Source organism: Aestuariibaculum lutulentum, from assembly GCF_032926325.1.
GTDB lineage: Bacteria > Bacteroidota > Bacteroidia > Flavobacteriales > Flavobacteriaceae > Aestuariibaculum > Aestuariibaculum lutulentum.
Genome location: NZ_CP136709.1, coordinates 1,019,235 through 1,046,195, shown reverse-complemented (window position 1 = coordinate 1,046,195; position 26,961 = coordinate 1,019,235). Strand labels below are relative to the sequence as shown.

Annotated in this window: 25 protein-coding genes; 14 read left to right on the top strand and 11 right to left on the bottom strand. The window is 34.9% G+C overall.

Going from position 1 to position 26,961, the window contains the following annotated elements; all coding sequences use genetic code 11:
- The first annotated feature begins 21 nt into the window (after positions 1-21).
- The 4 genes from R1X58_RS04410 to R1X58_RS04395 all read left to right on the top strand — a co-directional run bounded on the left by R1X58_RS04410 (position 22) and on the right by R1X58_RS04395 (position 4,241).
- Complete coding sequence (locus tag R1X58_RS04410) at positions 22-720, top strand: zinc metallopeptidase (RefSeq protein WP_240572143.1); 699 nt, start codon at positions 22-24, stop codon at positions 718-720.
- Positions 721-823: 103 nt separating this feature from the next.
- Positions 824-1,528, top strand: coding sequence for a Bax inhibitor-1/YccA family protein (locus R1X58_RS04405; protein WP_240572142.1), 705 nt, complete (start codon positions 824-826; stop codon positions 1,526-1,528).
- Positions 1,529-1,617: 89 nt separating this feature from the next.
- Complete coding sequence (locus R1X58_RS04400; protein ID WP_240572141.1) at positions 1,618-3,387, top strand: MutS-related protein; 1,770 nt, start codon at positions 1,618-1,620, stop codon at positions 3,385-3,387.
- Positions 3,388-3,461: 74 nt separating this feature from the next.
- Positions 3,462-4,241: an amidohydrolase gene (locus tag R1X58_RS04395; RefSeq protein ID WP_240572140.1), complete on the top strand. Its 780-nt coding sequence runs from the start codon at positions 3,462-3,464 to the stop codon at positions 4,239-4,241.
- On the opposite strand, the gene R1X58_RS04390 is transcribed toward R1X58_RS04395, so the two are convergent.
- Both R1X58_RS04390 and R1X58_RS04385 read right to left on the bottom strand, forming a co-directional pair.
- Positions 4,228-5,832, bottom strand: coding sequence for an Ig-like domain-containing protein (locus R1X58_RS04390; RefSeq protein ID WP_240572139.1), 1,605 nt, complete (start codon positions 5,830-5,832; stop codon positions 4,228-4,230). The genes R1X58_RS04395 and R1X58_RS04390 overlap by 14 nt on opposite strands.
- Positions 5,833-5,890: 58 nt before the next feature.
- The gene (locus R1X58_RS04385; protein ID WP_240572675.1) at positions 5,891-6,568 is read right to left on the bottom strand and encodes a ComF family protein; all 678 of its coding nucleotides are present in this window, start codon (positions 6,566-6,568) and stop codon (positions 5,891-5,893) included.
- A gap of 110 nt (positions 6,569-6,678) precedes the next feature.
- Here R1X58_RS04385 and R1X58_RS04380 point away from each other — a divergent pair, with 110 nt between their 5' ends.
- Together R1X58_RS04380 and R1X58_RS04375 are read left to right on the top strand one after the other, a co-directional pair.
- Positions 6,679-8,223 (top strand): glycine--tRNA ligase, encoded by a 1,545-nt coding sequence (locus R1X58_RS04380; RefSeq protein WP_240572138.1) that lies wholly within the window; start codon positions 6,679-6,681, stop codon positions 8,221-8,223.
- Between the two features lie 147 nt (positions 8,224-8,370).
- Positions 8,371-9,663 (top strand): S28 family serine protease, encoded by a 1,293-nt coding sequence (locus R1X58_RS04375; RefSeq protein WP_240572137.1) that lies wholly within the window; start codon positions 8,371-8,373, stop codon positions 9,661-9,663.
- Here R1X58_RS04375 and R1X58_RS04370 read toward each other — a convergent pair.
- Both R1X58_RS04370 and R1X58_RS04365 read right to left on the bottom strand, forming a co-directional pair.
- On the bottom strand, positions 9,660-10,130 hold the full coding sequence (locus tag R1X58_RS04370) for an Lrp/AsnC family transcriptional regulator (RefSeq protein WP_240572136.1): 471 nt from the start codon (positions 10,128-10,130) through the stop codon (positions 9,660-9,662). The genes R1X58_RS04375 and R1X58_RS04370 overlap by 4 nt on opposite strands.
- Before the next feature lie 61 nt (positions 10,131-10,191).
- Positions 10,192-11,556 carry a saccharopine dehydrogenase family protein gene (locus tag R1X58_RS04365; protein WP_240572135.1) on the bottom strand — a complete coding sequence of 455 codons (1,365 nt, stop codon included), beginning with the start codon at positions 11,554-11,556 and terminating at the stop codon, positions 10,192-10,194.
- Between the two features lie 79 nt (positions 11,557-11,635).
- On the opposite strand from R1X58_RS04365, the gene R1X58_RS04360 reads away from it, so the two are divergent.
- A complete protein-coding gene (locus R1X58_RS04360; RefSeq protein WP_240572134.1) occupies positions 11,636-12,022 on the top strand; it encodes a DUF423 domain-containing protein in 387 nt (128 codons plus the stop codon).
- 72 nt (positions 12,023-12,094) lie between these two features.
- On the top strand, positions 12,095-13,711 hold the full coding sequence (gene pckA, locus R1X58_RS04355; protein WP_240572133.1) for a phosphoenolpyruvate carboxykinase (ATP): 1,617 nt from the start codon (positions 12,095-12,097) through the stop codon (positions 13,709-13,711).
- 78 nt (positions 13,712-13,789) lie between these two features.
- Here pckA and R1X58_RS04350 read toward each other — a convergent pair whose 3' ends face one another.
- The gene (locus R1X58_RS04350; protein ID WP_240572132.1) at positions 13,790-14,539 is read right to left on the bottom strand and encodes a uroporphyrinogen-III synthase; all 750 of its coding nucleotides are present in this window, start codon (positions 14,537-14,539) and stop codon (positions 13,790-13,792) included.
- 20 nt (positions 14,540-14,559) lie between these two features.
- Positions 14,560-15,207 (bottom strand): DUF4271 domain-containing protein, encoded by a 648-nt coding sequence (locus R1X58_RS04345; RefSeq protein WP_240572131.1) that lies wholly within the window; start codon positions 15,205-15,207, stop codon positions 14,560-14,562.
- A gap of 123 nt (positions 15,208-15,330) precedes the next feature.
- On the opposite strand from R1X58_RS04345, the gene R1X58_RS04340 reads away from it, so the two are divergent.
- The 3 genes from R1X58_RS04340 to R1X58_RS04330 are packed head-to-tail and all read left to right on the top strand — an operon-like array spanning position 15,331 to position 17,922.
- Entirely contained in the window at positions 15,331-16,053 is a 723-nt protein-coding gene (locus R1X58_RS04340; RefSeq protein WP_240572130.1) for a polyprenol monophosphomannose synthase, read from the top strand.
- Between the two features lie 7 nt (positions 16,054-16,060).
- Positions 16,061-17,407 carry a dihydroorotase gene (locus R1X58_RS04335; RefSeq protein ID WP_240572129.1) on the top strand — a complete coding sequence of 449 codons (1,347 nt, stop codon included), beginning with the start codon at positions 16,061-16,063 and terminating at the stop codon, positions 17,405-17,407.
- A complete protein-coding gene (locus R1X58_RS04330; protein WP_240572128.1) occupies positions 17,407-17,922 on the top strand; it encodes a DUF4296 domain-containing protein in 516 nt (171 codons plus the stop codon). The genes R1X58_RS04335 and R1X58_RS04330 overlap by 1 nt, the downstream gene beginning before the upstream one ends.
- Here the strand turns inward: R1X58_RS04330 and R1X58_RS04325 are convergent.
- Positions 17,885-18,892: an NAD-dependent epimerase/dehydratase family protein gene (locus R1X58_RS04325; protein WP_240572127.1), complete on the bottom strand. Its 1,008-nt coding sequence runs from the start codon at positions 18,890-18,892 to the stop codon at positions 17,885-17,887. The two genes, R1X58_RS04330 and R1X58_RS04325, sit on opposite strands and share 38 nt — an antisense overlap.
- Positions 18,893-18,981: 89 nt before the next feature.
- Between R1X58_RS04325 and tyrS the strand changes: the two genes are divergently transcribed.
- The gene (gene tyrS, locus R1X58_RS04320) at positions 18,982-20,277 is read left to right on the top strand and encodes a tyrosine--tRNA ligase (RefSeq protein WP_240572126.1); all 1,296 of its coding nucleotides are present in this window, start codon (positions 18,982-18,984) and stop codon (positions 20,275-20,277) included.
- A 123-nt stretch (positions 20,278-20,400) separates the two neighbouring features.
- On the opposite strand, the gene R1X58_RS04315 is transcribed toward tyrS, so the two are convergent.
- From R1X58_RS04315 to R1X58_RS04305, 3 genes are all read right to left on the bottom strand, one after another.
- On the bottom strand, positions 20,401-21,381 hold the full coding sequence (locus tag R1X58_RS04315; RefSeq protein ID WP_240572125.1) for a LuxE/PaaK family acyltransferase: 981 nt from the start codon (positions 21,379-21,381) through the stop codon (positions 20,401-20,403).
- Positions 21,382-21,462: 81 nt separating this feature from the next.
- Positions 21,463-23,487, bottom strand: a complete 2,025-nt coding sequence (locus R1X58_RS04310) for a lamin tail domain-containing protein (protein WP_240572124.1) — start codon at positions 23,485-23,487, stop codon at positions 21,463-21,465.
- A gap of 112 nt (positions 23,488-23,599) precedes the next feature.
- On the bottom strand, positions 23,600-23,941 hold the full coding sequence (locus tag R1X58_RS04305) for a T9SS type A sorting domain-containing protein (protein ID WP_240572123.1): 342 nt from the start codon (positions 23,939-23,941) through the stop codon (positions 23,600-23,602).
- 211 nt (positions 23,942-24,152) lie between these two features.
- Between R1X58_RS04305 and R1X58_RS04300 the strand changes: the two genes are divergently transcribed.
- Both R1X58_RS04300 and R1X58_RS04295 read left to right on the top strand, forming a co-directional pair.
- Positions 24,153-24,833, top strand: a complete 681-nt coding sequence (locus R1X58_RS04300) for a response regulator transcription factor (RefSeq protein ID WP_240572122.1) — start codon at positions 24,153-24,155, stop codon at positions 24,831-24,833.
- A complete protein-coding gene (locus R1X58_RS04295; RefSeq protein ID WP_240572121.1) occupies positions 24,833-25,876 on the top strand; it encodes a sensor histidine kinase in 1,044 nt (347 codons plus the stop codon). The genes R1X58_RS04300 and R1X58_RS04295 overlap by 1 nt, the downstream gene beginning before the upstream one ends.
- On the opposite strand, the gene R1X58_RS04290 is transcribed toward R1X58_RS04295, so the two are convergent.
- Positions 25,859-26,905 (bottom strand): glycosyltransferase, encoded by a 1,047-nt coding sequence (locus R1X58_RS04290; RefSeq protein ID WP_240572120.1) that lies wholly within the window; start codon positions 26,903-26,905, stop codon positions 25,859-25,861. The genes R1X58_RS04295 and R1X58_RS04290 overlap by 18 nt on opposite strands.
- Positions 26,906-26,961 lie beyond the last annotated feature (56 nt).

Sequence of the window (26,961 nt, the reverse complement as noted above, 5' to 3'; positions counted from 1 at the left end):
TGTGAATTTAAATTGAAAACAATGATAGGATATTATATATTAATAGGTGGTATTGCTCTGGTAAGCTGGTTAGTGAGTAATCAGTTAAAACGAAAATTTGAACAATACTCAAAGGTTCAGTTAAGAAATGGGATGACAGGTGCTCAGATAGCTGAGAAAATGTTGGCCGATCATGGTATTACCGATGTTGAGGTTATTTCTACACCAGGTCGTTTAACCGATCATTATAACCCCAAAAATAAAACCGTGAATTTAAGTGAAGCTGTATACCATCAGCGTAATGCCGCAGCGGCAGCCGTAGCGGCTCACGAATGTGGTCATGCTGTGCAACATGCTCAGGCTTATGAGTGGTTGCAAATGCGTTCGGCTTTAGTGCCAATAGTTAGTGTAACTTCAGGAATGTCGCAATGGTTGGTTATTGGAGGTCTGGTTCTTGGTGCAGCTGAAAGTGCAGGCATGGGCTTTTATGTAGCTATTCTTGGTTTGGTTTTTATGGCAGCGGCAACTTTATTTAGCTTTATTACACTGCCTGTGGAATACGATGCAAGTAATCGCGCTTTAGCATGGTTGAAAAATAAAAATATGGTATCTCAGGAAGAGTATGCAGGTTCTGAAGATGCACTTAAATGGGCGGCAAGAACCTATCTTGTAGCAGCAATTGGAGCGTTAGCAAACTTATTATATTGGGGCTTACGCGTATTAGGAGGCTCAAGAGATTAGTTGATACAGAAAAATGTACTGAAACCGAATTTTTACGATTACGTAAGAATTCGGTTTCTTTTTTTATTACATTTATCATCTAACATTAAATAAAAAATAGTTTATGGAAGACATGATTCAAAACAAATTAATGGTCGCCGATTTATCTGAAGCAGATAAGGTCGCATTTTACAAAAAGACGTATTCTCATGTAGCAGGAGGCGTGTTGGCTTTTGTTTTATTTGAATATTTATTGCTTCAAAGTGATACTGTAATAGAATTTATGTTGTCTATGACAGAAGGTTGGCGCTGGTTAATTATGCTTGGCGGATTTATGTTAGTAACCAATTATGCTGAAAGTATGACTTTAAGAACAGCCGATAAAAATATGCAGTATTTAGCCTATGGGGTTTATATATTAGCTGAAGCCTTGATTTTTGTTCCTATTATTTACATTGCTGCGTTTTATATGGAGTCTGGTCCTGAAATATTAAATCAGGCGGCCATAGTTACATTGTGTCTGTTTACAGGGTTGTCGGCTATTGTATTCGTAACTAAAAAAGATTTCTCGTTTTTAAAGGCCGGATTAACGGTCGGATTTTTTATTGCAATAGGTTTAGTTATTGCAGGAAGTCTTTTTGGTTTCAATTTAGGACTTTGGTTTTCGGTAGCTATGTGTGTATTGGCAGCAGGTTCTATTTTATATCAAACATCAAATCTTGTTAATAAATACTCAGACGATCAATACATACCTGCAGCCTTAGGTTTATTTGCTGCGTTAATGCTATTGTTTTGGTACATACTGCGCATTTTTATGTCTAGAGATTAATAAAAACATAAAATAATAATAAAGCCCTGAAGTCATTCGGGGCTTTTTTGTTTCTTTACTTTGAAATCAAATATCTTTCAATAATTACCATGGAATCACCAGAATCTTACTATAAAAAACACCTAGATGTTTATACTTCTGAAACTCAGAAGCATTACCGAAAAATGACAGGGTTAAGCAGTTTGCGCTTACTGGTTTTTCTGTTGAGTGCTGGCGGAATTTATACATTCTTCGCGCAATGGCAGCTGGCACTTGCAATTGGTTTGTTGGGAATTATTGTATTTATTGTTTTGTTGACAAAATATAACGATGTTAAAGCCAAACGAAATTTTAATAAGGCTTTAGCAGAACTCAATGAAGAAGAACTTAAAATTTTATCAGGAGATTTCCACCATCGCAATCAAGGTTTAGAATTTCAAGATCCGAAGCATTTTTACAGTTTAGATATCGATTTATTTGGTCGGGGTTCATTCTTTCAGTTTATGAATAGAACAACAAATAATGAAGGTACTCAAACCTTAGCGAATTTGTTAAAGGCTAATAATATTGAAAATATTGAAGTGCGTCAGAAGGCCATAAAGGAACTTAACGAAAAACCACAATGGCGTCAATATTATTCGGCAACCTCAAGTTTAGTACATGTTGAAACCCCGACAGAGCAAATTATATCGTGGCTTAAAGGCTATGAATCGTTTTTGCCAAAATTTATAAAATGGTTACCGTTGGTATTCACAATTGTAACTTTGGGCTTGGGTATAGGTGCTTTTTTTGAATTTTCATTTGCGGCATATTTGGGATACTGGCTTTTGGTTGGATTAGGTGTAAGTGGTGGCTATTTAAAGAAAATTAATGTGCTGTCGTCCAACACCGATAAGGTAAAAGATACGTTTCGTCAATATGCTTTATTATTGGATTTAGTAGAAAAGGAAACATTTACTTCAGAATTATTAAAAGAAAAACAGCAGCAAATTCAGTTAGGCGAAGAAAAAGCGTCAGCTATTTTTAAAGCATTTTCAAGATCTTTAGATGCATTAGATAATCGAAATAATTTAATTGGTGCTATTTTCGGAAATGGCTATTTCTTGACTGATTTAAAAAATAGTTACCGCATTGAAAAATGGATTGAAAAGTATGGTCATAAAGTAACCGATTGGTTTGAGGTCGTGGCATTTTTTGATGCTTACAATTCCTTAGGAAATTTTGCTTTTAATCATCCTGAATTTGTATTTCCGAAGATTCATGAAAATGGACCAACAATTTTGGCAGAACAGTTAGGGCATCCGTTATTGAATAAAGAAAAACGCGTTGATAGCGATGTAACCATTAATAAAGAGCAGTTTTTTATCGTTACCGGAGCTAATATGGCAGGAAAGAGTACCTTTTTACGAACCATTTCATTGCATATTGTTATGGCAAATGTCGGTTTGCCCGTGTGTGCAAAATCGAGTGCCTATTCGCCAATAAAATTAATTACCAGTATGCGAACCACCGATTCGTTAACAGATGACAGTTCGTATTTCTTTTCAGAATTAACCCGTTTAAAATATATAGTCGATACTATAAAGACTGAACGCTATTTTATTGTTTTAGATGAAATTTTAAAAGGAACCAACAGTACCGATAAAGCGATTGGTTCTAAAAAATTTGTTGAAAAACTGGTGGCTTCCAATGCTACCGGAATTATAGCAACGCATGATTTAAGTTTGTGTGATATAGAACAGGAATTGGAAGCAGTAAAGAACTATTACTTTGATGCAGAAATTATAAACGACGAACTGTATTTCGACTATAAATTAAAAAGCGGTGTTTGCCAGAATATGAACGCCTCTTTTTTATTGAAAAAAATGGAAATTGTTTAGAAAATATAATCGGTATCTCTATGGCGTAAAACGATAAGTTACTATCTTTAGTTTAACTAACAACCACTTATATTATGCAAGATCAAATGAAACTAGCCCTTATTCAATCCGATTTGGTTTGGGAAGATCCGAAAGCGAACCGCAAGCAATTCAAAGAAAAAATTGAAACGATTAAAGGAGAGGTTGATCTTATTGTGCTTCCCGAAATGTTTACCACAGCTTTTACCATGAATGCTGATGCTGTTGCCGAAACTATGGATGGCAAAACGGTGTCCTGGATGCAAAAAGTGGCTCAGGAAACCAATGCGGCGGTGATGGGGAGTATTATTATAGAAGATAATAAATCCTACTATAATAGGTTGTTGTTTGTTGAACCTTCAGGAGATGTAGTGTCATATGATAAACGCCATACGTTTACGTTAGCAGGAGAAGATAAGGTGTTTTCTAAAGGAGATAAAAAAGTTATTATAGAGTATAAAGGCTGGAAAATTTGTCCGCAAGTGTGTTACGATCTGCGTTTTCCTGTTTGGGTAAGAAATGTAGAAGATTACGATGTGTTAATTTATGTTGCCAACTGGCCAAAACCGAGAATTTTTGCCTGGGATACCTTGCTAAAAGCGCGAGCTATAGAGAACATGTGTTACTGCGTTGGGGTAAATCGGGTAGGGCTGGATGATGCACAAAATGAGTATTGCGGAAACTCCGAAGTGTACGACGTGTTGGGGAATGCCATATCTAAATTAAAACCAAACAGAGATATGGTAGATGTGGTAACACTGGAGCGAAACCACATTAATTTCTACCGTAATAAGCTTAAGTTTTTAGAAGATAAAGACGTGTTTACTCTCCAGTAAAATTTAACGTTTCTTCTAATCCCCAATCGGCTCTAATTTCTATTTCTTTAAAGAAGCTTACTTCTTCAGGTTGTAATTTCTTTAAATAGTTTCCGGTATCGAAAATTCCGTTGCCATTACTATCGTGTATAACTCTGATATAAAAGATGCCTGCTGGTAAATTTTCAAAATCAACAGCGCCAGCTTTAGCAACAGCCTGTTCGTATTTAACTTCCCCTTTTTCGGTGGTTAACTGAATAATAACCGGTAATTTGGCGTTAACAAGATTAAAACGCACGTATCCAAATTCTGATGATTTTTTAGTTCTAACCGTGTAGTTAAGCGTATCAGCATTTTTATTCTCGAAAAAGTCGGTTAAAGCTTCAGGGAGAATCTGAATTTTATAGTTGTTATCTTCAGTTTTCTTAAAATCGATAGCATAGGTGTTGTTTAGGCTATCTAATTTTGTAGAGAACTCTACTTTAGCAGAATCCTTATCAATCAAGTTTACTTTTGAGGTGTCAAAATTTACAAAAGGAATGTTTCCTTTAATTTTAAAGATCTCTGAAATGCTATTAGCCGGAATACTTTTTATAATTAAAGAATCTTTATCCTGTGGACGAATTTTAACTGTATAGTCTTTTGAATAATCGGTATTCGACACTTTAAAAATAATAGAATCAACTTCAACCTTAGGTCTGTACCAATAGTTAAGTGTGTCTGTCTTTTCTTCTTTGGTAATGCGGTGTTCAAAGTACGAAGGAACTTCAGAAGCAACATTTATTTTCATTCCTTCAACTTTACCTTCATAACCAAAAGCAATTTTTTGCTGTGCAGCAATAAATGGTCGTGTCGCTTTAAAATCAAGAGTTTCTTTAAATAGTTTTAGGGTATAACTTGAATCTGAAGGTACGGTTATAATATGGTCGTAAAACCCGATTTGATCTGTTTTTTGCTGAAATTTATTATCCCCATTATTGTCTTTAAGCGCCATTAAAAGATATTTCCCTGCTTTTATATTTTCAATGTTGAAAGTCGTTACGCTATCTAAAGTGTTGGTGATATATGTTGGAACTTTGTTATAAACTATGGAATCGTTATACGTCGAGTCTACTTCATAAAGTCCGACATTAATAAAAGTTTCAGGTTTACTTTTTAAAGCATCAATAATGTTTCCTTTTACAGAAAGCGAATCGATATAACTCCCGGTTGAAAACACATAACGATAGTATGGGTATGGGTTACCTTCATTATTATCGGTAATACTATTTCCGAAATTAAAGGCGTAGGTTGTATTGGCTTTTAAGGTGTCTTTAATTTTTATGGTAATGAATTTACTTGCACCACCTTGTGGGGTTACCTCTGGTTGATATTCCATAGGAGGCGAAATAATAAGCTGTTTCTGTAAATCTTTTATTTTGATGTATTCGTCAAAATAAATTTTGATTTCGTTGCTTTTAAAATTGGTAGTATAGTTTTCAGGTGAAGATTTTATAATTTGTGGTGGTGTTTCGTCTTTTGGGCCACCATCAGGAGTTCCACGATTCGCACAGTTAGCCAACACCAAGCCTATTAAGGCCATTAAAATAACATTTGAAAACGTTTTGTTCATTACCTGTCTTAAATTTTTAGCAAACCTACATAATTTTAAAGATATAACGACTAACTGTTTAGGCTATTGCCATGGTGGCAATGCTTATTTTTATATTCTTAGCCTGATTCAAGACGCTAATACAGGCTTCTAACGTTGCACCGGTAGTAATCAAGTCGTCCACCAGTAAAATATGTTTGTTTTCTATGCGTTTGGGATCGTTCAGTTTAAAAAGTTCATTATTGTTATTCCATCGGGCAAACCGTATTTTATTGACTTGAGATGAGGTATTGGTGACTTTTACTAAAACATCATCATGATAATCGCAATGCAACGCTTCAGCAATATGTTGTCCGAATTTTGCAACCTGATTGTAACCGCGCTTTTTTAATTTCTTTTTGTGTAATGGTACTGGAATAACCACATCAATATTTTCATATTGCTTTAGTGTTTTAAGTTCTCCGCCCAACCAATCACCTAAAGTAATTCCAATAGTTTCGTAACCTTTGTATTTTAACCCGTGAATGAGATGCTGAACAGGACCTTTCTTTTCAAATCTGAAAAGGGCCGTAGCGTGTTCAATATTTGCCCTTCCATAAAGTACTTTTTTAACCGTATTGGCATTATCAAAATGGAAATTAGTGACAGGTAAATCGTGTCTGCAGGTTATGCAAATGGTTTCCTCGTTATCATTCAAAGTGTTCAGGCATGCATAGCACACTTTCGGGAATAATAAATTGATAACAGATTGAAACATTGATTGCGAAAAAATGGGTTCTATAAACTTAAACAAAAAATTAATGTATTGCACGCTTAATTTTTAATGAAGAATTCTCTTAGTTAGCAGCGGTTTTTTATTTTTGCAGCATGGCAAATCAAGATGATCAATTTAAAAAAGTAATCTCTCACGCTAAGGAGTATGGTTACGTGTTTCAGAGTAGTGAAATCTACGACGGATTAAGTGCAGTTTACGACTACGCACAAAATGGTGCAGAATTAAAGAAAAACATTCGCGATTATTGGTGGAAAGCCATGGTGCAGATGAATGAAAATATAGTAGGTATTGATGCTGCTATTTTTATGCATCCAACCACATGGAAAGCTTCAGGTCACGTTGATGCCTTTAACGATCCGTTAATTGATAATAAAGATTCTAAAAAGCGTTACCGCGCCGATGTTTTAATTGAAGACTACTGTGCTAAAATTGAAACTAAAATAGATAAAGAAGTTGCTAAAGCGGCAAAACGTTTTGGCGATGCCTTCAGTAAAGAAGAATTTGTTTCTACAAACCCTCGTGTTTTAGGATACCAGGAGCAAATAACTACTATTCTTTCTCGTATGGCAAAATCTTTAGAAAATGAAGATTTGGCCGATGTGAAAGCGTTAATAGAAGAGTTAGAAATTGCCGATCCGTTAACAGGAAGTAAAAACTGGACAGACGTAAAGCAATTCAACTTAATGTTCGGAACCAAGTTAGGCGCTTCAGCAGAGAACGCAATGGACTTATATTTACGTCCAGAAACAGCTCAGGGTATATTCGTAAACTTTTTAAACGTTCAAAAAACCGGACGTATGAAAATACCGTTTGGTATTGCTCAAACTGGTAAAGCATTCAGAAACGAGATTGTTGCAAGACAATTCATTTTTAGAATGCGTGAGTTCGAGCAAATGGAAATGCAATTTTTCATTAAACCAGGAACACAACAGGAGTGGTACGAGCATTGGAAAGATACCAGACTTAAGTGGCACTTAAGTTTAGGAATGGGCGAGGATAACTACCGTTTCCATGACCATGAGAAATTAGCGCATTATGCTGATGCTGCTGCCGATATCGAGTTTAAATTCCCATTCGGATTTAAAGAATTAGAGGGAATTCATTCAAGAACTGATTTCGATTTATCTCAGCATGAAAAATTCTCTGGTAAAAAATTACAGTATTTCGACCCGGAAGAAAATAAAAGCTATGTGCCTTACGTGTTAGAAACCTCAATTGGTTTAGATCGTATGTTCTTAGCTGTTTTCTCTAATTCATTACAAGAAGAAGAATTAGAAAACGGAACAACCAGAACCGTACTTAAATTACCAAGTGTATTAGCGCCTGTAAAAGCAGCGATTTTACCATTGGTAAAGAAAGATGGTTTACCAGAAGTAGCTCGTAAAATTGTAGATGACTTAAAGTGGGATTTCAACGTGGATTACGATGAGAAAGATGCTGTTGGTCGTCGTTACCGTAGACAAGATGCTAACGGAACGCCGTTTTGTATCACTGTAGATCACGATACTTTAGAAGATAACACCGTTACTATTCGTCATAGAGATTCTATGGAGCAGGAGCGTGTTAAAATTGAAGATTTACGCGACATCATTAAGAAAGAAGTTGATGTTCGAAATTGGTTATTAAAAATGAAATAATCTGAAAATACTTCAGAATTTATAAAACAAAAAGCCTGAGTGATTACTCAGGCTTTTTTTGTACCCCATATTAGATGAATTTGTAAGCCGATAGCCCAAGAGTTTTAGTTATTTTTAGCAATCATTTCAATCAAAACAATTTATATAATGAAAATATACAATTTAGTTTTTGCCTTTTGTTTAGCCTTTTTTAATCAGGTCGTGGCACAACATTCCGATTTAGAAACCCAACTTTTCGACCTTCCAGATGTGAGTTTTGAGAAAATTGATACGCCGGAAGGTTACCAATCGGCTTATGTTTTAAAAGTGAAGCAGCCCATCGATCACTCCGATGCATCAAAAGGGTATTTTCAGCAAAAAGTATATTTATCGCATTTAAGTTTTGATGCGCCATCGGTTATTATTACTCAAGGATATACCAAAGCCAAGAATAGTATTTTCGAATTATCTGATATTTTAAAAGCCAACCAAATTGATGTCGAGCATCGTTATTTCGGCGATAGTTCACCTGAAAATATAGATTACGACTATTTGAATTTAAAACAAGCCACGGCCGATTTACACCATATTAGAGAACTTTTAGGAGAAATTTATAAAGGAAAATGGGTAAGTACAGGCGTGAGTAAAGGTGGAGCGACAACTATTTTTTATCGTTATTTTTATCCAAACGATGTTACTGTTAGCGTGCCTTATGTGGCGCCAATTAATAACAGTTTTGAAGATGAGCGTATTTATAAATTTTTCGATACCATAGGTACAGCCAAATGCCGAAATAAAATTGAAAACTTTCAAAAAGATATTTTAAAACATCGCAAAGAAGTTTTGCCTTTACTTGAATTTTATAGTTTAGGGCAAAATGCACATTATACTTACGTTAACGATGAGCAGGCTTTTGAATTATCGGTTTTAGAGTACCCGTTTTCATTCTGGCAATGGGGCTCTGATTGTGACGATATTCCCTCGAAAAATGCGTCCATTGAAGACAAGGTGAAACATTTAATAAAAGTGGCCGATGTGACGTTCTTTTCAGATGAAATCATGAAAAAATACGCGTCACATTATTATCAATCTGCTGAAGAATTTGGGTATTACGGGTACGAAATTGAAGATTTTAAAGGGATGCTGAAAGCCTTACCAAAAGATAAAAATACCCATGCGGCTTTTACTCCAGACCATATGAAAGTCGATTTTAAAGGTGGTGAATTATTAACCGATATTGGGGAATGGTTAGAAACCGAAGGGAATCATTTTATTTATATTTACGGCGGAAACGATACCTGGTCGGCAACAGCTGTGCCTAAAAGTGATGCTGTAGATTCACAATGGTTTGTTTTAAAAGGGAAACACCACGGAAATGCCCGTATTAAAAACTTTACGGCATCGGAAAGAGAACGTTTTAATAAAACAATTAAAGATTGGTTAGGTATAAGCCTAAATTAAATTTGTATTTGTCGGTCTATTTGTTGGTCGAGTGAAATCATGGATTCGGTTCTTAAAACTCCAGGGATGGTTTGTATGCTGTTGTTTAATAAATGCATCAGGTGTGCATTGTCAAGGCATAGTAGCTTTATAAAAATGTTATACCCTCCGGTTGTGTAATGACATTCCAAAACTTCAGGAATGCGTTTTAAGGCTTTTACAATAAACTCATTATTAGTTGCATGGTCTAAATAAATACCCACAAAAGCAAGGGTATTATAGCCTAAAACTTTTGAGTTAAGGATAAACTTTGAACCTGAAATAAGTTTTGCTTTTTCTAACTTTCGTAACCGTTGATGAATAGCGGCTCCAGAAATGCCTACATTTCGTGCAATTTCTAAAATAGGTGTTCGGGCATCGGTAGTTAAAGCTCTTAAAATTTTTTTATCGATACCGTCAATAGTAATGGTTCTGTTTTTTGCTTTCATCCATTTCAGTTTAGAACATAAATGTAATTATTTCGTTTTAAAATGAAATAATAAAGCTGTTTTATATGTTTAAAGGGTTATAGCCGAAATAAGGAACGATTTCTTCATTAAAATGAATACCATGGGCTTCCAGTTCTTTTAAAATAGGAGTGTATACTTCTTTAGTAATAGGTATTTGAACTCCGGGTGTTTTAATTTTTCCATTCAATATAGCTAATGTAGCAATGGCAACTGGTAAGCCAACGGTTTTAGCCATAGCCGTATAGGTTTGATTTTCACCTAAAACAACCATGCTGGAATCTATCTGGTGTTTTTCACCATCTAGTTCATAGCCAAATTTGTGGTACATCACAATCATGTCTTTGTCGTCTTGATCTAAGGTCCAGCTGTCCATTAATATTTTTTGGAGAATCTGGGCAGGTGTTGCTTTTTTCAGTTCTACTTTTTTAGTGTTACTGAAAATGTCTAATTCAACAAGTTTATCCCACATAATATCATCCTGATCAATTTTTAATTGATGACGAAGTTTTAATTCTACCGAATCGGTTGGGCTGTAAGGTAAAAAGGCGTTTATAAAATCACGATAGCTCATATGTTCACTGTCGTCTATCGTGTAGCTGTCATCGGTCATTCCTAAGGCTACAAAAATATTCCAGGCACGACTAAAACCAACCCGGCGAATGGTGCCTCGGTATAAGGTTTTAATGTCATTTAAACCATAAACACTTTGATATTTTAAGGAATCGCGGTTGGCGTAAACTTCAAATCGACCGTAATTTTCAATATCAATAAATTCGGTACGTCTAAATAATCGATTATAAGGAATATATTTATAGGTGCCTTCCTGAAGAAATTTTGCAGCACCACCTTGACCGGCAGTTACCACATTTCTGGGGTTCCAGGTAAACTTATAGTTCCAAAGATTATTGTCGCTTTCCGGAGCGACTAAGCCGCCGGTGAAGGATTCAAATAAAATCATTTTTCCACCTTTAGCACGAATACGATCAATGACCTGCATGGCACTCATATGGTCAATACCAGGATCTACTCCAATTTCATTCATGAAAATCAGACCTTTCTGCTTAACTTCATTATCTAAAGCCTGCATTTCAGGGCTGATGTAAGAAGCCGTTACCATATTTTTATTCATTTTAATGCAGTCTTTGGCAACCTCTATATGAAAACGTGCCGGAAGCATGGAAATAACAATGTCTGCATTTTCTATGGCTTCTTTGCGAGCTACTTCATTGAAAATATCTAACTCAATTATGTCGACATTTTTATGAGAACCGACTATGTTTTTTGCAAGTTCGGTGTTTAAATCGCCTATGGTAATGTGGATGTTTTCAACTTCCGATTTGTCTAATAAATATTTAAGTAGATAGGAGGTAGATTTACCTAAACCAATGATTAATATGTTTCGCATAATGAGTTTAGTTGAGTAATTTTGTACGGACTAATTTAGTGAATACAAAACGTATTTATTTAAAAAATAGAATTTTGATATGAACAAACGAATATTAATTGCTGGGGCGGTTTTGGGTGCGTTGAGTGTTATTCTTGGTGCTTTTGGTGCTCATGGATTGAAATCTTTGGTTTCTGTTGAAGCCGTAAATACTTTTGAGACAGGTGTACGTTACCAGATGTATCATGCATTTTTATTGCTATTTGTAGGTATTGTCCCAAAAGTGCAAGAAAAGGCCAAAAATATCCTCTTTTATTTAGTGCTCATTGGTGTCATTTTATTTTCAGGTTCTATTTATGCTTTAGCGACAAATACGTTAACCACATTCGACTTTAAAACCATTGGATTTGTAACGCCAATAGGAGGACTTTTCTTAATAAGCTCCTGGGTGTTTTTGATTATTAATTTCGTAAAAAATAATTATTAAAAGAAGTTAAAATCAAGAATAATTAAAAATTATTATACTAGTTTTGTCAAGTAAATAATTTTAAACTAAACTATGGAAAACTATAGTCAAATTACGAAAACGATTTCGTTGGAGAAATATGGAATTAAAAATGCCGATGTAAGGTATCAATTAACACCAGATGAGTTGCATGAAATAGCTATTGAGAAAGGTCAGGCTGTTGAAGCATCTTCAGGAGCTTTGGCTGTTAATACCGGAGAGTTTACAGGACGCTCACCTAAGGACAGATTTATAGTTAAAGATGATGTGACTCGCGATCGCGTATGGTGGGGAGACATTAATATTCCATTTGAAGCAGATAAATTTGATGCTTTATATGATAAAGTAACAGATTATTTATCAAACAAAGAGGTGTTTGTTAGAGATAGCTATGCGTGTGCCGATGAAGATTACAAATTAAATATTCGTGTTATTAACGAGTATTCATGGAGTAATCAGTTTGCTTATAACATGTTTTTAAGACCTACTGAGGAAGAATTAGTTGGTTTCGATCCGGAATGGACGATTGTTAATGCACCAGGTTTTATGGCAAATCCTGAAGTAGATGGTACAAGACAACACAATTTTGCCATTTTAAATTTCACGAGAAAAATTGCATTAATTGGAGGTACGGGGTATACGGGAGAAATTAAAAAGGGAATTTTCTCAGCTCTGAATTTTATTCTTCCGGTTTATAAAAACACGTTGCCAATGCACTGTAGCGCCAATGTTGGAAAAGATGGAGATACAGCTATTTTCTTTGGATTATCGGGTACAGGTAAAACCACATTGTCTACAGATCCTAACCGCAGTTTAATTGGAGATGATGAGCACGGTTGGACCGCTGAAAATACAGTGTTTAATTTTGAAGGTGGTTGTTATGCTAAGGTCATTAACCTGTCGAGAGAGAACGAACCTGAAATTTACGATGCCATTAAAAAAGGAGCCATTCTTGAAAACGTGATTCTTGATGCTGATAAGAATGTCATTTTTGAAGATACCTCTATCACTCAAAATACAAGGGTAAGTTACCCGTTAAACCATATTGAAAATATTCAGGAGCCTTCAATTGGGAAGAACCCTAAAAATATATTCTTTTTAACAGCTGATGCTTTTGGGGTATTGCCTCCAATTTCTAAGTTAACACCGGCTCAGGCCGCTTATCATTTTATTTCGGGTTACACCGCAAAAGTAGCTGGAACAGAAGCTGGAGTTGTAGAGCCTCAGCCATCATTTTCAGCTTGTTTTGGTGCACCATTTATGCCCTTACATCCTGCAAAATATGCAGAGATGTTAAGTGCTAAAATGACAGAATCCGGAGTCAACGTATGGTTAGTAAATACGGGTTGGACAGGTGGTCCTTATGGTGTGGGTACACGCATGAAATTAAAGTATACACGTGCTATGATTAATGCCGTATTAAATGGTGATTTAGGTTTATATAATTACGACGATTACCACATCCATTCAGTGTTTGGTGTGGCACAACCAAGATCTTGTCCGGGAGTGCCAACATCGGTGTTAAGCCCGAGGGCTACCTGGAATGATGATGAGAAATATTATACAACGGCATTTAAACTAAGTAATGCCTTCCGTGAAAACTTCAAAAAATTTGAAGCACATTGCAGCGAAGAAATTCGTCGTGGAGGACCACAACGCTACGCGTTTTAACTTTATCAACTAAACTAAATACCAAAAGAAAAGGGCTGATTTTTAAATCAGCCCTTTTTTATTTGTTTATGAAAAGAATTATTTTCCTTTGTTTACTTTTTCAATGTATTTTTCTAAAGCCATAGTCATAGAAGGCGTTTCAGGAGTTGGTGCCGCAATATCTACACGTAAACCTTTTTCTTCTACAGCTTGAATGGTCGTGTTTCCAAAGACCGCAATTCTAGTATCGTTTTGTTTGAAGTCCGGGAAATTGTGGAATAATGATTCAATTCCTGATGGACTAAAGAATACTAAAATATCATAAAAAACATCAGATAAATCGGAAAGATCACTAATTACAGTCTTGTAGAAAATAGCTTGTTTCCAATCTACTCCTAAAGCATTTAAAGTGTCTGGCACTTCATCTTTCACCTTATCGGTGTTAGGTAATAAAAATTTCTCGTCTTTATATTTTTTAATTAAAGGAGAAAGTTCTGAGAAAGTACGTTTACCTACATAGATTTTACGCTTTCTGTAAACAACATATTTTTGAAGATAAAAAGCAACAGCTTCAGACTGACAAAAATATTTCATAGTATCTGGCACTTTAAAACGCATTTCATCAGCTACTCTAAAGAAATGGTCTACAGCGTTTCTACTGGTTAAAATAATAGCAGTGTATTTGCTTAAATCAACTTTTTGTTGTCTAACTTCCTTAGCAGGAACTCCTTCAACATGTATAAAAGGGCGAAAGTCTATTTTTACTTTTTGTTTCTCAATTAAATCGAAGTAAGGCGAGTTTTCTATTTTAGGTTCTGGTTGAGATACTAAAATGGTTTTCACTTTCATGGGCGCAAGTTGTTAGATTGTCATTTAAAAATAAACACCTTGAACAATATAATATAAGGTGCGATTTCAAGTGCGCAAAGATACAAAATAAAATAAAACAAGTTAGGTTTTATTAAACTTTGATGGGCTTTAAACGAAGTAATTAGTCCCACTACATTGATAATTAATAAAAAGATAATTATAAAATAAATGAAATTTAAACTTGGTGTAAAACTATAAAGTAAAATGGCATTTATGGGTAATAATAACAGGCCTAAATAGTTTTTGTAGGTAATCTTTTGAAACAGATAGAGGTCGGTTAATTTTTCAATTTCAAAAATACTGGCAACCAAACGTTCAATAAGCACTTTTATTAAAAAGAATACAGCAATTCCCGTTGCTAGTTTAATAATGGCATCAGGGTAAATGGTTGTAATGTGTGTCGTTTTAAGGTAAATGATGTAAACAAAAACCGAAACTGAAAGGATTAGATTGAAGAACAATAAGGCCTCAAACTTGTCTAAAAATTTTTGCTCTCGAGCGTAAATTTTCAGGTATTTCGAATTTCCAATAACGTAGGTGAAATCATTAAAACGTTTAGGGGCAATAAGTTTTGTGATGGCTACAGTAATTAGGCCAATAATAATAAAAATAGTGAATAAATCGTTTGATAGCGTTTCCCTAAGCATGTTGTAAAATTATTATAAAAATTTCATAAGAAAAGGTAATTATTAAGGAATATTTAAAATAAATAAACGCGTAATAGTGTACATTTGCTGAAATTAATTTTAAAGTCTCATTAACACCAAAGAATGACAAACGCTATTGTAATCATTCCTACTTACAACGAAATTGAAAATATCGAAGCCATTATTAAAGCGGTGTTTTCTCAATCTAATGGTGTTCATGTTCTTATAGTTGATGATAATTCCCCTGACCTAACCGCCTTAAAGGTGAAAGCACTGCAATCGGAATTTCCTAATCGTTTGTTTTTAGAGCAGCGTAAGGAAAAATCCGGACTGGGTACTGCTTATATTCATGGTTTTAAATGGTGTTTAGAAAGAACATACGAGTATATTTTTGAAATGGATGCCGACTTTTCACATAATCCTGATGATTTGGTGAGATTGTATGCGGCTTGTCATGATGAAGGTGCCGATTTGGCTATCGGTTCACGTTATGTTACCGGTGTAAATGTGGTTAACTGGCCAATGAGTCGTGTATTGATGTCGTATTTTGCATCAAAATATGTGCGTTTTATAACCGGTATGAAAATTCACGACACCACGGCAGGTTTTGTGTGTTATAAAAGGAAGGTTTTAGAAAGCATAGATTTAAATAATATTAAATTTATAGGCTATGCATTTCAAATAGAAATGAAGTTTAAAGCCTATTTAAAGGATTTTAAAATAGCTGAAGTGCCTGTCATTTTTACCGATAGAACACGAGGCGAGTCGAAATTAAGTTCTGGCATAATTTCTGAAGCTATCTTTGGAGTCATCTCAATGAAATTGAAAAGCTTATTTAAGAAGTAGATAAATAATGAAAAAGAAACAAACGTTAATAAAAAACGCTCACATTGTAAACGAAGGAACCATTTTTAATGGGGATATATTGATAGAGGGCGAATATATTAAGGAAATAAGTGACTCTATAAGTGCAAAATCATCCGATGTACATGTTATTGATGCCGAAGGTAAATACTTATTACCTGGTGCAATTGATGATCAGGTGCATTTTAGAGAGCCTGGTTTAACGCATAAGGCAAATATTGAAACCGAATCTAAAGCTGCCATTGCCGGAGGTATCACATCGTTTGTTGAAATGCCAAATACCAATCCGCAAACCACAACAGTTGAAAAGTTAGAAGAAAAATTTGCTATTGCAGCAGAAACATCGTCGGCCAACTATTCATTCATGTTTGGTGGTACTAACGATAACTTAGACGAAATTTTAAAGGTAGATCCAAAAAGTGTTGCCGGATTAAAATTGTTTTTAGGATCTTCAACAGGAAATATGCTGGTGGATAACCCTGAAGTACTTGAGAAAATCTTCAAAAGCACCAATATGGTTATTTCTGTGCATTGTGAAGATGAAGCGACGATTAAGAAAAACTTCCAGGAGCATTTAGATAAATATGGAGAGGATATTCCTGTAAGCTGTCATCCAATCATTAGAAGTGAAGATGCGTGTTATATTTCTTCATCGAAAGCGATAGAATTAGCAAAGAAAACTGGAGCACGTTTACATGTGTTTCATTTATCAACAGGAAAAGAAACTAAGCTATTCAGTAACAAGATTCCTTTAAAGGATAAAAATATAACCGCAGAAGTTTGTGTGCATCACTTGTGGTTTTCTGATGAAGATTACGAGAAAAAAGGAACATTAATCAAGTGGAATCCTGCGGTGAAAACTAAGGAAGATCGCGAACAGTTATGGGAAGCTTTATTAGATGACCGTATTGATGTTATTGCAACAGACCATGCACCACATACTATAGAAGAGAAAAAGAACGTTTATACAAGTGCGCCTTCAGGTGGACCATTAGTGCAACATGCTTTACCGGCCATGTTAGAAATGTATCACCGTGGTAAAATTTCAATAGAAAAAGTGGTTGAAAAAATGTGTCACAACCCGGCAATTTTATTTGAAATTGAAAAACGTGGTTACGTTAAAGAAGGTTATTTTGCCGATTTAGTATTAGTAGATTTGAATAATCCGTGGACGGTTAAGAAAGAAAATATTTTATATAAATGTGGATGGTCTCCATTTGAAGGAACAACGTTTAAGTCCAGAATTACGCATACATTTGTAAATGGTAGTTTAGTGTATCAAAATGCTAAATTCAGTAAAGAAAAAGCGGCTAAGCGTTTAACTTTTAATAGATAATGTTGAAGCAATTCATAACATATTTGGGTGTCATTCTTATTGCGACTTCTTGCGGTAATTTAAGCGGACCTAAAAAACCTGAGAATTTAATTCCGAAGGATAAGATGATTAATATTCTAATTGACGCTCGTTTGGTAGGTTCTGTAAATGGAACTAATAAACGGTTTTTAGAAGATAGAGGATATGATCTGAAAAATTATGTTTTTGAAAAGCATGGCATTGATAGTTTGCAGTTTGCCGAAAGTAACGACTATTATACTTATCACATAAAACAGTATCAGGATATTTTCGATAAAGCCATTGATAGTCTTGATCGTTTAAAAGAAGTTCTGGAAAAGAAACAGGACGAAGAACAAAAAATACGAAGACGTAAAGAGTTGGACTCTATTAGGAAATTAGAGAAAGTAAAAGACTCTTTAATTAATTCTGAAAAAAAGAAAATAGATAAAGAGGAGATAAAAGCTGAAGGTGTTTTAGCTAAACCTCTTTTAGAAAAAGATACCCTACCTCAGTAATTGTAGTATTAACAGCTTTAAATTTAAAATTTAGAGCTGTTTTTATTTTAGAACTGCTGTATTCCTTGTTAGATGATAATGTTGTTGTTAGATGCTTTGTTAATTGTCTGCGTTTTCCTGTCAACACATGTTTTAACCAGTCTAATCGCCATGCCATGCTTAACAGGCTTTTAGAGGCTAGTTTTTCAGGTATTTTGCCGTCTACCGAAGTTGCTAAAGCTTGTAAAAAGTTTTTGTAGTTCCAGGTTTCAGCAACCAAAACAAAACGTTCGTTTGAGATGTCACTTTTCATAAGCTGTGTCATAATCTCAATAACATCTTTTACATCGACTAATCCAATAGTTCCGGAGGTATAATATTTAATACCGTTTAGTGCTCTTTTAAATAAATTTCCTGTGCCGTATTTCCAGATGCCAGCTCCCAGAATAACTCCGGGATTAACAATAACAGTATTTAAGCCTTCTTGTGTGCCACGCCAGACTTCCATTTCGGCTCCATATTTTGTAATGGCGTAAACATTATTGTCATCTTCAGGATTCCAAACCGTTTCTTCATCAATAACAGCATTATTAATGGGTTTGCCCAAGGTAGCAATAGAGCTTACATAACACAGCTTTTTTATGTTTTTAGACAGGCATATATTAACAAGGTTGGCTGTGCCTTCAATATTGGTTTTTCGGAGAAGCTGATATTTATCGGGTTCGAACGATACAAAAGCAGCACAATGGTAAACATAGTCAATGTTTATAAATGCGTCTTCCAAGGCAGGAATGTCTAAAAGGTCGGCTTTAACCCAATCTATGGAGTTAAACAGGTTATCGTAAGATTCGGTGTAAGTAGAAAACACGTCTTTTACCTGAGCCAATTTAGCTTCAGTTCTGTAAATCGCTCTTACTTTTTCGTTGTTACTTACAAGCTTATAAAGTAAGTGTGAGCCAACTAAACCAGTACCTCCTGTTACTAAAATCATGCAACTAATGTAAAGAATTATTCATTATACTAAAGTAATTCTACATTGATTTTTATCTTTGCCATACTTTTATAAAAAATGAATACGTAATGATAAAGAATTTTGTTGAAGAATTAACTTGGCGTGGAATGATCCAGGATAGTATGCCAGGTACCGAAGAACACTTAATGGAAGCTATGCGTTTGGCATATGTTGGTATCGACCCAACGGCCGATTCGCTTCATATTGGGCATTTGGTAGGTGTTATGGGACTTAAACATTTTCAATTATCAGGACATAAACCCGTAGCACTTGTAGGAGGAGCAACAGGAATGATTGGTGATCCATCTGGTAAGTCTGCAGAACGTAATTTATTAAATGAAGAAACCTTAAGACACAACCAAAATGCGATTAAGGAGCAATTGTCTCGCTTTTTAGATTTTGATAGCGATGCCGAAAATGCTGCTGTTATTGTGAATAACTACGATTGGATGAAAGAGTTCTCATTCTTAGAATTTATTCGCGACGTTGGTAAGCATATTACGGTTAACTATATGATGGCTAAAGATTCAGTTAAAAAACGTTTGTCTTCAGAGTCTTCAGTAGGGATGAGTTTTACAGAGTTTACGTATCAGTTAGTTCAGGGGTATGACTTTTTACACTTATTCCGTGAAAAGAACTGTACCTTACAAATGGGAGGAAGTGACCAGTGGGGTAACATTACTACCGGAACGGAATTAATTCGTCGTGTAGATTCTGGTAAAGGGTATGCATTAACCTGGCCGTTAATTACAAAAGCCGATGGAACGAAGTTTGGTAAGACTGAAGGCGGAAACATTTGGTTAGATGCCGAAAGAACATCACCGTACAAATTTTATCAGTACTGGTTAAACACTAGTGATGTTGATGCTGAAAAATACATTAAGATTTTTACGTTCTTATCTCGCGAAGAGATTGAAGGTTTAATTGAAGAGCACAAACAAGCGCCGCATTTACGTGCTTTACAAAGACGTTTAGCCGAGGAAATCACCATAATGGTGCATTCAAAAGAAGAATTAGATAATGCTATTAAAGCAAGTGAAATTCTTTTCGGACAATCAACAGGAGATGATTTAAAAGGCTTAAGTGCTAAAACCTTTTTAGAAGTTTTTGAAGGTGTACCGTTAACAGAAATTTCAAGAGATGAAATTGAAAACGGATTAGATATTATCGGAGCTTTAGCTGAAAAAGGAGGGTTCTTAAAATCGAATAGTGAAGCCAGACGTGCTTTAAAAGAAAACTCTATTTCAGTTAATAAAGAAAAGGTGAAAGAAGACTACAGTATTACTGCAGATGACTTAATAAATGATAAGTTTGTGCTGCTGCAACGTGGTAAAAAGAATTACTTTGTATTAAGTATCGTATAAAGGAAAAAAGCCTGATGTAAACATCAGGCTTTTTAATTAACCAACCTAAAAATAATTAATCTTTTAGTTTTGCTTTCTCAGCAAGACTTTGGTCGTATATTTTAATTAAAACTTACAGTTATTTTATAAAACCATCAGATTGCACCCTCGAATATCAGAATTGTCAAAACGCCCAATCACTTCAAAAGAATTATCCTCGTAAACTTTACCTAAATCCTGAGTTGCGATAAACGAACAGGAATTAATATTTGCCAGGTCAATGACGTTAATACCACCGGCTTTTCCTTTTGGTAAAATGGTTAAGGCATCTTCGGTGTCACGCGTTAGAATACGCATCCACGGTGGACAATTAAAAATGCCATGTCCCTGAGAATATCCCTGACTTAATAGTTCGGTCATACCGTATTCACTGTGGATAGCATCGATACCAAACCCTTGTTTCAAAATATGATGAAGTTCGGCACGAATTAATTCTTTTCGGCGTCCTTTCATACCTCCGGTTTCCAAAACAATGGTGTTTTTTAATTGAAACTGATGCGCTTCAATTAAATCGAGAAGAGCAAATGAAACTCCGATAAGTAAAATCTTTTTTCCGGAAGCATCTAAGTTAATTAAGGTGTCTTTTAATTCCGAAAGGTTGTTTAAATAAAAGCCGCTTTCAGGGTGTTTAGATTCCTTAATCATGGCATCAACCATGTAAATTAATGAAGAGCCTTCACGTTCCAGATAAGAGGGCAAAAGAGCCAGTACTACATAATCTTCAACTTTGCCGTAAAACGATTCAAAACCTTTAAAAAAGCTGTCTTCATAAATGCTTAAATCTGTAACCAAATGTTTACTGGTTAAACTTCCGGTAGTGCCCGAACTGGTAAATGTGGTTTGAATGTCGGCATCGGAACTTAAAATCTCATGCGATTTAAAAAATTGAATCGGTAGAAAGGGAATGTCGTTTATCGAATTTACATCACCGGGATGAATGTAAAGTAAGTCGCAAAACGATCGATATACCCGATTGTTATTAAACTGAAATTTGAAAACCTCTAAAGCTAAGTTTTCAAATTCCTGATCGGTTTTTATCTTGAAAATGGCTGTTGTATCTATCATATCTAAATTACCTTAGCAAAAGTAGATAAAATAAAAAAGCGCCACCAAATGGCAGCGCTCTTAAATTTATAAAAGACGAAATTATTTAATCACCAATTTACGTGTTGAAACAGCATCATCCTGAGTAATTTTCATGATATAAACACCAGATTTTAGATTTGAAACATCAAGTTTGTTTGAAACAGATTGCTTAATCACTTGTTTACCTAATAAGTCGAAAACTGCGATATCCATTAAAGAAGTACTTTTAGCAGTAACATTTACAAAACCTAATGAGGTTGGGTTAGGGAACATTTTGAAACCAGCAATATCAAAATTTTTGTTTGAAAGAGCTGTTCCGTCATTTTTTGCTCCAGGGGAAAATTGAACAGAATTTGCGACTATTAAAGTATGAAGTACAAAATCTCCTGTAAAATCAGGTTCGCGAGAAATAGATTGGTTATCTCCTCCTTCACCGCCATAAGTATAAGTCACTACAACTACATCACTTGGGTTTTTTAAAGTTACGGTATCTCCACCATTGTTTAAGCCAAGAGCTCCGGAACTTGCTACTTGCGAAAGCCCTGGGATATTAGTAGGTGTACCTCCACCAAAAATTGTTATAAAGCTGTTTGCGGGAAGAATAGTTGAGGCTGGAAAAGTATGTCTCAAGGCAACTCCGTCTTCTAATGTGTAATCCGATAAATCAACGCTAGAAGTTCCATTGTTATATATTTCAACAAACTCATCGTCAGATGTATCTATGATTCCGTCTCCATTAGCATCACCCGTAGCTGCATCTGGATCAGCTAGTATTTCATTAATAATTAGATCTACATCTAAAGGATCACATATTGCTGATGGAATAGTGCCTGATATTGTCGTGCCATCACAATCTCCTCCTGTAATCAATAGATCCCATGAGTCACCTTCTGACAATCCAGAAATTGTTATTGTACCGTCGGTAGTAGTTGAAGGAGAGTCTCCTCCAATAGTTCCTCCTGATGTTGTACTTAAGTTAGAGTTTGATTCTATTCCTGTATAAGGGATTTCAATAATTACGCTGTCATTATCATTCCCTGCTGTATTAGATTGGCAATTGTAAGTTTCTGTACCAAATACTAGGTCACAAGTTCCACAATCAGAAGTTGGTCTTGAGCCAAGTACAGGACAATTGGTAGCATCTAAAATTATATTAGATAATTCCCAACTAGAATATCCATCAACACCATCATCTAAATATTGTATGCCAATAAATACTGTTGTTCCACTTGCTGTTGATAAATTAACAACTATTGAGCCTGCATCGGTAATTGATTGGGCAGTAGTCCAAGATGTTCCGCTTGGACATCCAGAATAAGAATTTGTGTAGTTTATATTTAAATCTGTAGTACCAAAACTTTCCGAAGCATTGAAAGAAAGAGTTAAATCAGTTACTGAAGTTAAGTCTAAAGGTCCAAAGACTAACCATGATTCAACTTCTTCCACACAACCACTTCCACAATATCCATTAACACTATATGTGCCTGATGATTCGGTCCATTCACTTGAAGAACCTGAATTAACGGTTACTGGTACAGATTCGAATTTTTCAGATCCTGTACTTAGGTTAAAACATGAACTTGGAGGAGTAGATTCTATTACTTGATAATCATCAATAATTATGGTTGATGAGCCATCAAAAGTTGCAGATACATCATAAAAACGAAGCCCAAATTCAATTGGACCATCTGCTGTAGCTACATATTGGTAGGTTATTGTTTGCCATTCATTAATTAAGGTTTCATCAGAATATCCTCTGTAATCACCTGCATAAATTCTTACTTGAGATTCATTATCTGTGTGATAAACTTTTACGCTAACATCATAAGTGTTACCATTTGTAACTGTGATTGTTTGTCTAAAGTCAGTATCTCCTTGGGTTGCAGTTGTTAATTCGAAATTGGCAGCATAGGTCCCCTCTGAAACTGTTGTTGTTTCTTGAGTAATGGTGGTGCCTGATTCTGAAGTCCAAGTGTCTAAAGCACCTCCGGTCCAACTTTCAAAATCACCGTTAATAACCACGTTTTGCGCAAAGGAGAGGGAAGTAATTAAAAAAGTAAATAATAAAAAGTAAAGTTTTTTCATGTTACGTAAGATTAATTATACATTAAGATGTAATAAAAATACGTATTATTTATGTAAAAACCTGTAAGTAAGAGTGTTAAAGTTTATTTTTAACGGTGATATAACAATTTGTTTACTTAATTACTAATTTGCGGGTTTCACTTATGCCGTTTTCTGTAATTTTTAGGATGTAAACGCCTTTACTAAACTCTGAGATATTTAATTCTTTGCCGGTAAGTGTTGTAGTAAATATGCGCTTTCCTAAAACATCAAAAAACTCAATTTTCTTTGTTAAGTTTTGTTTTGTGGTAATGTAAATGAAAGTTCTGCCGCTACTAACCGGATTAGGATAAATAGAAAGATTTTCGATAGTTTGTTGAATAGGATTTCCATTAGCACTATTTTGTCCCCAGTTTAATTGGCTGGTAGACAATGCTAAAGAAAGAAGTAGAATTAAAACGTAGTTTTTTTTCATAGGAGCTATTCGATATTGTAAATTTAAGAAATTATTGCAAAAGTGATGCCAAAAAACCGTTAAAGAAACTCGCTTTTGGTCGAAAATTTTAAGATTGTGTAATCTATTTGTTATCTTAGTGTTATTAAATATACGTAGAGTTAACAGTTTTGGTTTAAGTTATATCTTTGATGCAGAAATCAAAAAAGCAGTATTCTACATACTAAATAATATGAACAAAAAAGACATCAAAATTCTACTTGTAGATGATGAACCAGATATTTTAGAAATTGTTGGTTACAACTTATCAAGTGAAGGTTATCAAGTAATTACTGCCGAGAATGGTCAGGAGGGGGTAAAAAAAGCTAAAAAAGAATTACCTCAGTTAATCATTTTAGATGTTATGATGCCGGAAATGGATGGAATCGAGGCTTGTGAGCTTATTAGAAAGCATCCGGATTTACAGAATACACTGGTGGTATTTTTAACAGCCAGAGGCGAAGATTACTCTCAGGTAGCAGGTTTTGATGCCGGTGCCGATGATTATATTACCAAACCAATTAAACCAAAGGTTCTAGTAAGTAAAGTTAAAGCGCTTTTACGTCGATTTAAAGATGAAGAAGCTACCGATACGGTTAAATTAGGTAGTCTGGTAATTAACAGAGATGAATATAAAATTACTTCAAAAGGAAAAGAGATTATTTTGCCTAGAAAAGAATTCGAATTATTATCTTTATTAGCATCAAAGCCAGGAAAGGTGTTTAAACGTGATGAAATTTTAGATACAGTTTGGGGTAATGAAGTGGTAGTTGGCGGACGAACTATTGATGTTCATATTCGTAAATTACGTGAAAAAATTGGTGATGATAGTTTTAAAACCATTAAAGGAGTAGGCTATAAGTTTGTAGATTAATGCAACCAAAATTTAAAAAATCATATAGATTCGCGGTAATTACATCGCTATATATAACAGGTTTTATAACGCTCTTTACGAGTGTTTTTTTATATATTAATAACACCTACAGTTTTGGGTATATATTGCTTTTAGCTTTATGTACTTATGCTTTTTCGTTTCTAATGATTCAGTCAAGGATAGAACGTTTAATCTATAAACGTGTAAAGAAAATTTACGACGATCTAACGCTTTTAGAATCTACCAGTTTAACCAAGCGTACCATCACTACCGATATGCAGACATTAACTGAGGAAATTGATAAGTTTGCACGTGATAAGAAAATAGAAATTGAATCGCTTAAGGTGCGTGAAAATTACCGTAAAGAGTTTTTAGGAAATGTGTCGCACGAGTTAAAGACGCCGTTGTTTACTGTTCAGGGGTATATTTTAACTCTTTTGGATGGTGCGATGGAAGATAAAAACCTTCGTGAAAAATATCTTGAAAGGGCGAGTAAAGGTGTTGAGCGTTTAGGGTATATTATTAAGGATTTAGATATGATTACCAAACTTGAGGTTGGTGATTTAAGTTTAAATATCGAGGTATTTGATATCGTAGAGCTTGTTAAAAGTGTTTTTGATATGTTAGAGATGAAAGCCTCTAAAAAGAAAATTACTTTAACCTTCGATCGGGTTTATAAAGAACCTATTTTCGTTAAGGCTGATAAGGAACGCATTCAACAGGTGGTTGCTAACTTGGTGGTTAATTCCATTAAATACGGAAATGAAAAAGGAACAACCGAAATAAGTATTGAAAACCTGATAAAGAATAAAGTTATTGTTCGCGTTACAGATAATGGAGAAGGGATTGCCAAAATGCATTTACCACGACTGTTTGAGCGTTTCTATCGTGTTGATAAAAGTGGTTCGCGTAAAGAAGGCGGTTCAGGATTGGGACTCTCCATTGTAAAGCATATTATTGAAGCACACGACGAGAAAATCTACGTAGAAAGTGAATTTGGCGTAGGAAGTGAGTTTTCGTTTACTTTAGAAAAGGTTAAATAAACGCTTAAAGTCGGCTTCAAAGTTGAAGGCTGTCAAGCCTTTGAAGTCGGCTATAGTTTCTAATTTGTCCAGTGTAAATTTTTCTTGCTTGCAGCTAGGTACTAAGCCTTCTTCGGTTAAACGCGTGGCTAAATATTCCTGTTCAAATTGCCCCGGTGTCGGAATAAAAAAGGCCTTTTTGTTCAGCTTTGCTAAATCCATAACCGTTGTATAACCTGATCGGGAAATTACCAAAGCACTTTCGTTTATGGTTTTTTCTAATAATTCCGAAGTCATAAAGTTATACACCGTGATGTTGTCGAACTGCCTTTTAGTTTGTTTGGGCTGCATGAGTCCTTTTACGAAAACCACTTTCCCTTGGTAGTTTTTTAGCTCGTAAAGTATTTTGTCTTCAAGAATAGTGCGTTGAGGTTCCGGACCCGATAGTAACACCATTAAATCGTTTTTAAAAGGAATATCCTTTTTTTCAAATCGGCTTAACGGACCAATATATTCTGTTGGTATTTCAAAAGCGTCTACGTGGCCCAGCTTCCCACTTAAATTAACTTTGTCACTTGTGTCTGGTACCCAGCATACATTGAACTTTTTAATGAATTTTTCATGCATTTTTGTGCTAAGCCATGTTGTAGATCCGCTTAATACTTTTAATTGATGTGTAATAAAAACCGATGGCACCGCCTTATTGTAAACACCCAAACGGTTATCTGAAATAATTCCAGAAATGTTATGGTTTTTTACAATGGTTTCAGTCGCTTTTTTCTCATTGTAAATGGCCTGTAATAATCGTGGTGAATCTTTCAGAAGTTTTAATTTAAAGAATTTTCCGTTTTTAGCATAAGTCACATTGTAAGATGGTAATTCAATGTGTGTAAGCTTCGGGAATTCCTTTTTTAACAGCGAAAGGGCAACACCATCGCTGGCAATAATGGGTTCAAAACCATTAGCAGATAAAGCCTTTATAATAGGGATGCATCTTGTGGCATGACCCAAACCCCAGTTTAAGGGTGCGACTAAAATTCGTTTTTTCATTAAAATCAAAGGTATGTATATAAACGCTCTCGTATATTTCCTTAATTTTACCAAAT

Bases quoted from the DNA above. Each gene is read 5' to 3' on its own strand.
- R1X58_RS04305 (WP_240572123.1), bottom strand. From the start codon at position 23,941: ATGAAAAAAAACTACGTTTTAATTCTACTTCTTTCTTTAGCATTGTCT.
- R1X58_RS04325 (WP_240572127.1), bottom strand. From the start codon at position 18,892: ATGATTTTAGTAACAGGAGGTACTGGTTTAGTTGGCTCACACTTACTT.
- R1X58_RS04390 (WP_240572139.1), bottom strand. From the start codon at position 5,832: ATGAACAAAACGTTTTCAAATGTTATTTTAATGGCCTTAATAGGCTTG.
- R1X58_RS04360 (WP_240572134.1), top strand. From the start codon at position 11,636: ATGAACAAACGAATATTAATTGCTGGGGCGGTTTTGGGTGCGTTGAGT.
- R1X58_RS04345 (WP_240572131.1), bottom strand. From the start codon at position 15,207: ATGCTTAGGGAAACGCTATCAAACGATTTATTCACTATTTTTATTATT.
- R1X58_RS04335 (WP_240572129.1), top strand. From the start codon at position 16,061: ATGAAAAAGAAACAAACGTTAATAAAAAACGCTCACATTGTAAACGAA.
- pckA (WP_240572133.1), top strand. From the start codon at position 12,095: ATGGAAAACTATAGTCAAATTACGAAAACGATTTCGTTGGAGAAATAT.
- R1X58_RS04385 (WP_240572675.1), bottom strand. From the start codon at position 6,568: ATGTTTCAATCTGTTATCAATTTATTATTCCCGAAAGTGTGCTATGCA.
- R1X58_RS04370 (WP_240572136.1), bottom strand. From the start codon at position 10,130: ATGAAAGCAAAAAACAGAACCATTACTATTGACGGTATCGATAAAAAA.
- R1X58_RS04310 (WP_240572124.1), bottom strand. From the start codon at position 23,487: ATGAAAAAACTTTACTTTTTATTATTTACTTTTTTAATTACTTCCCTC.
- tyrS (WP_240572126.1), top strand. From the start codon at position 18,982: ATGATAAAGAATTTTGTTGAAGAATTAACTTGGCGTGGAATGATCCAG.
- R1X58_RS04300 (WP_240572122.1), top strand. From the start codon at position 24,153: ATGAACAAAAAAGACATCAAAATTCTACTTGTAGATGATGAACCAGAT.
- R1X58_RS04410 (WP_240572143.1), top strand. From the start codon at position 22: ATGATAGGATATTATATATTAATAGGTGGTATTGCTCTGGTAAGCTGG.
- R1X58_RS04405 (WP_240572142.1), top strand. From the start codon at position 824: ATGGAAGACATGATTCAAAACAAATTAATGGTCGCCGATTTATCTGAA.
- R1X58_RS04350 (WP_240572132.1), bottom strand. From the start codon at position 14,539: ATGAAAGTGAAAACCATTTTAGTATCTCAACCAGAACCTAAAATAGAA.
- R1X58_RS04400 (WP_240572141.1), top strand. From the start codon at position 1,618: ATGGAATCACCAGAATCTTACTATAAAAAACACCTAGATGTTTATACT.
- R1X58_RS04330 (WP_240572128.1), top strand. From the start codon at position 17,407: ATGTTGAAGCAATTCATAACATATTTGGGTGTCATTCTTATTGCGACT.
- R1X58_RS04375 (WP_240572137.1), top strand. From the start codon at position 8,371: ATGAAAATATACAATTTAGTTTTTGCCTTTTGTTTAGCCTTTTTTAAT.
- R1X58_RS04365 (WP_240572135.1), bottom strand. From the start codon at position 11,556: ATGCGAAACATATTAATCATTGGTTTAGGTAAATCTACCTCCTATCTA.
- R1X58_RS04395 (WP_240572140.1), top strand. From the start codon at position 3,462: ATGCAAGATCAAATGAAACTAGCCCTTATTCAATCCGATTTGGTTTGG.
- R1X58_RS04380 (WP_240572138.1), top strand. From the start codon at position 6,679: ATGGCAAATCAAGATGATCAATTTAAAAAAGTAATCTCTCACGCTAAG.
- R1X58_RS04315 (WP_240572125.1), bottom strand. From the start codon at position 21,381: ATGATAGATACAACAGCCATTTTCAAGATAAAAACCGATCAGGAATTT.
- R1X58_RS04340 (WP_240572130.1), top strand. From the start codon at position 15,331: ATGACAAACGCTATTGTAATCATTCCTACTTACAACGAAATTGAAAAT.
- R1X58_RS04290 (WP_240572120.1), bottom strand. From the start codon at position 26,905: ATGAAAAAACGAATTTTAGTCGCACCCTTAAACTGGGGTTTGGGTCAT.
- R1X58_RS04295 (WP_240572121.1), top strand. From the start codon at position 24,833: ATGCAACCAAAATTTAAAAAATCATATAGATTCGCGGTAATTACATCG.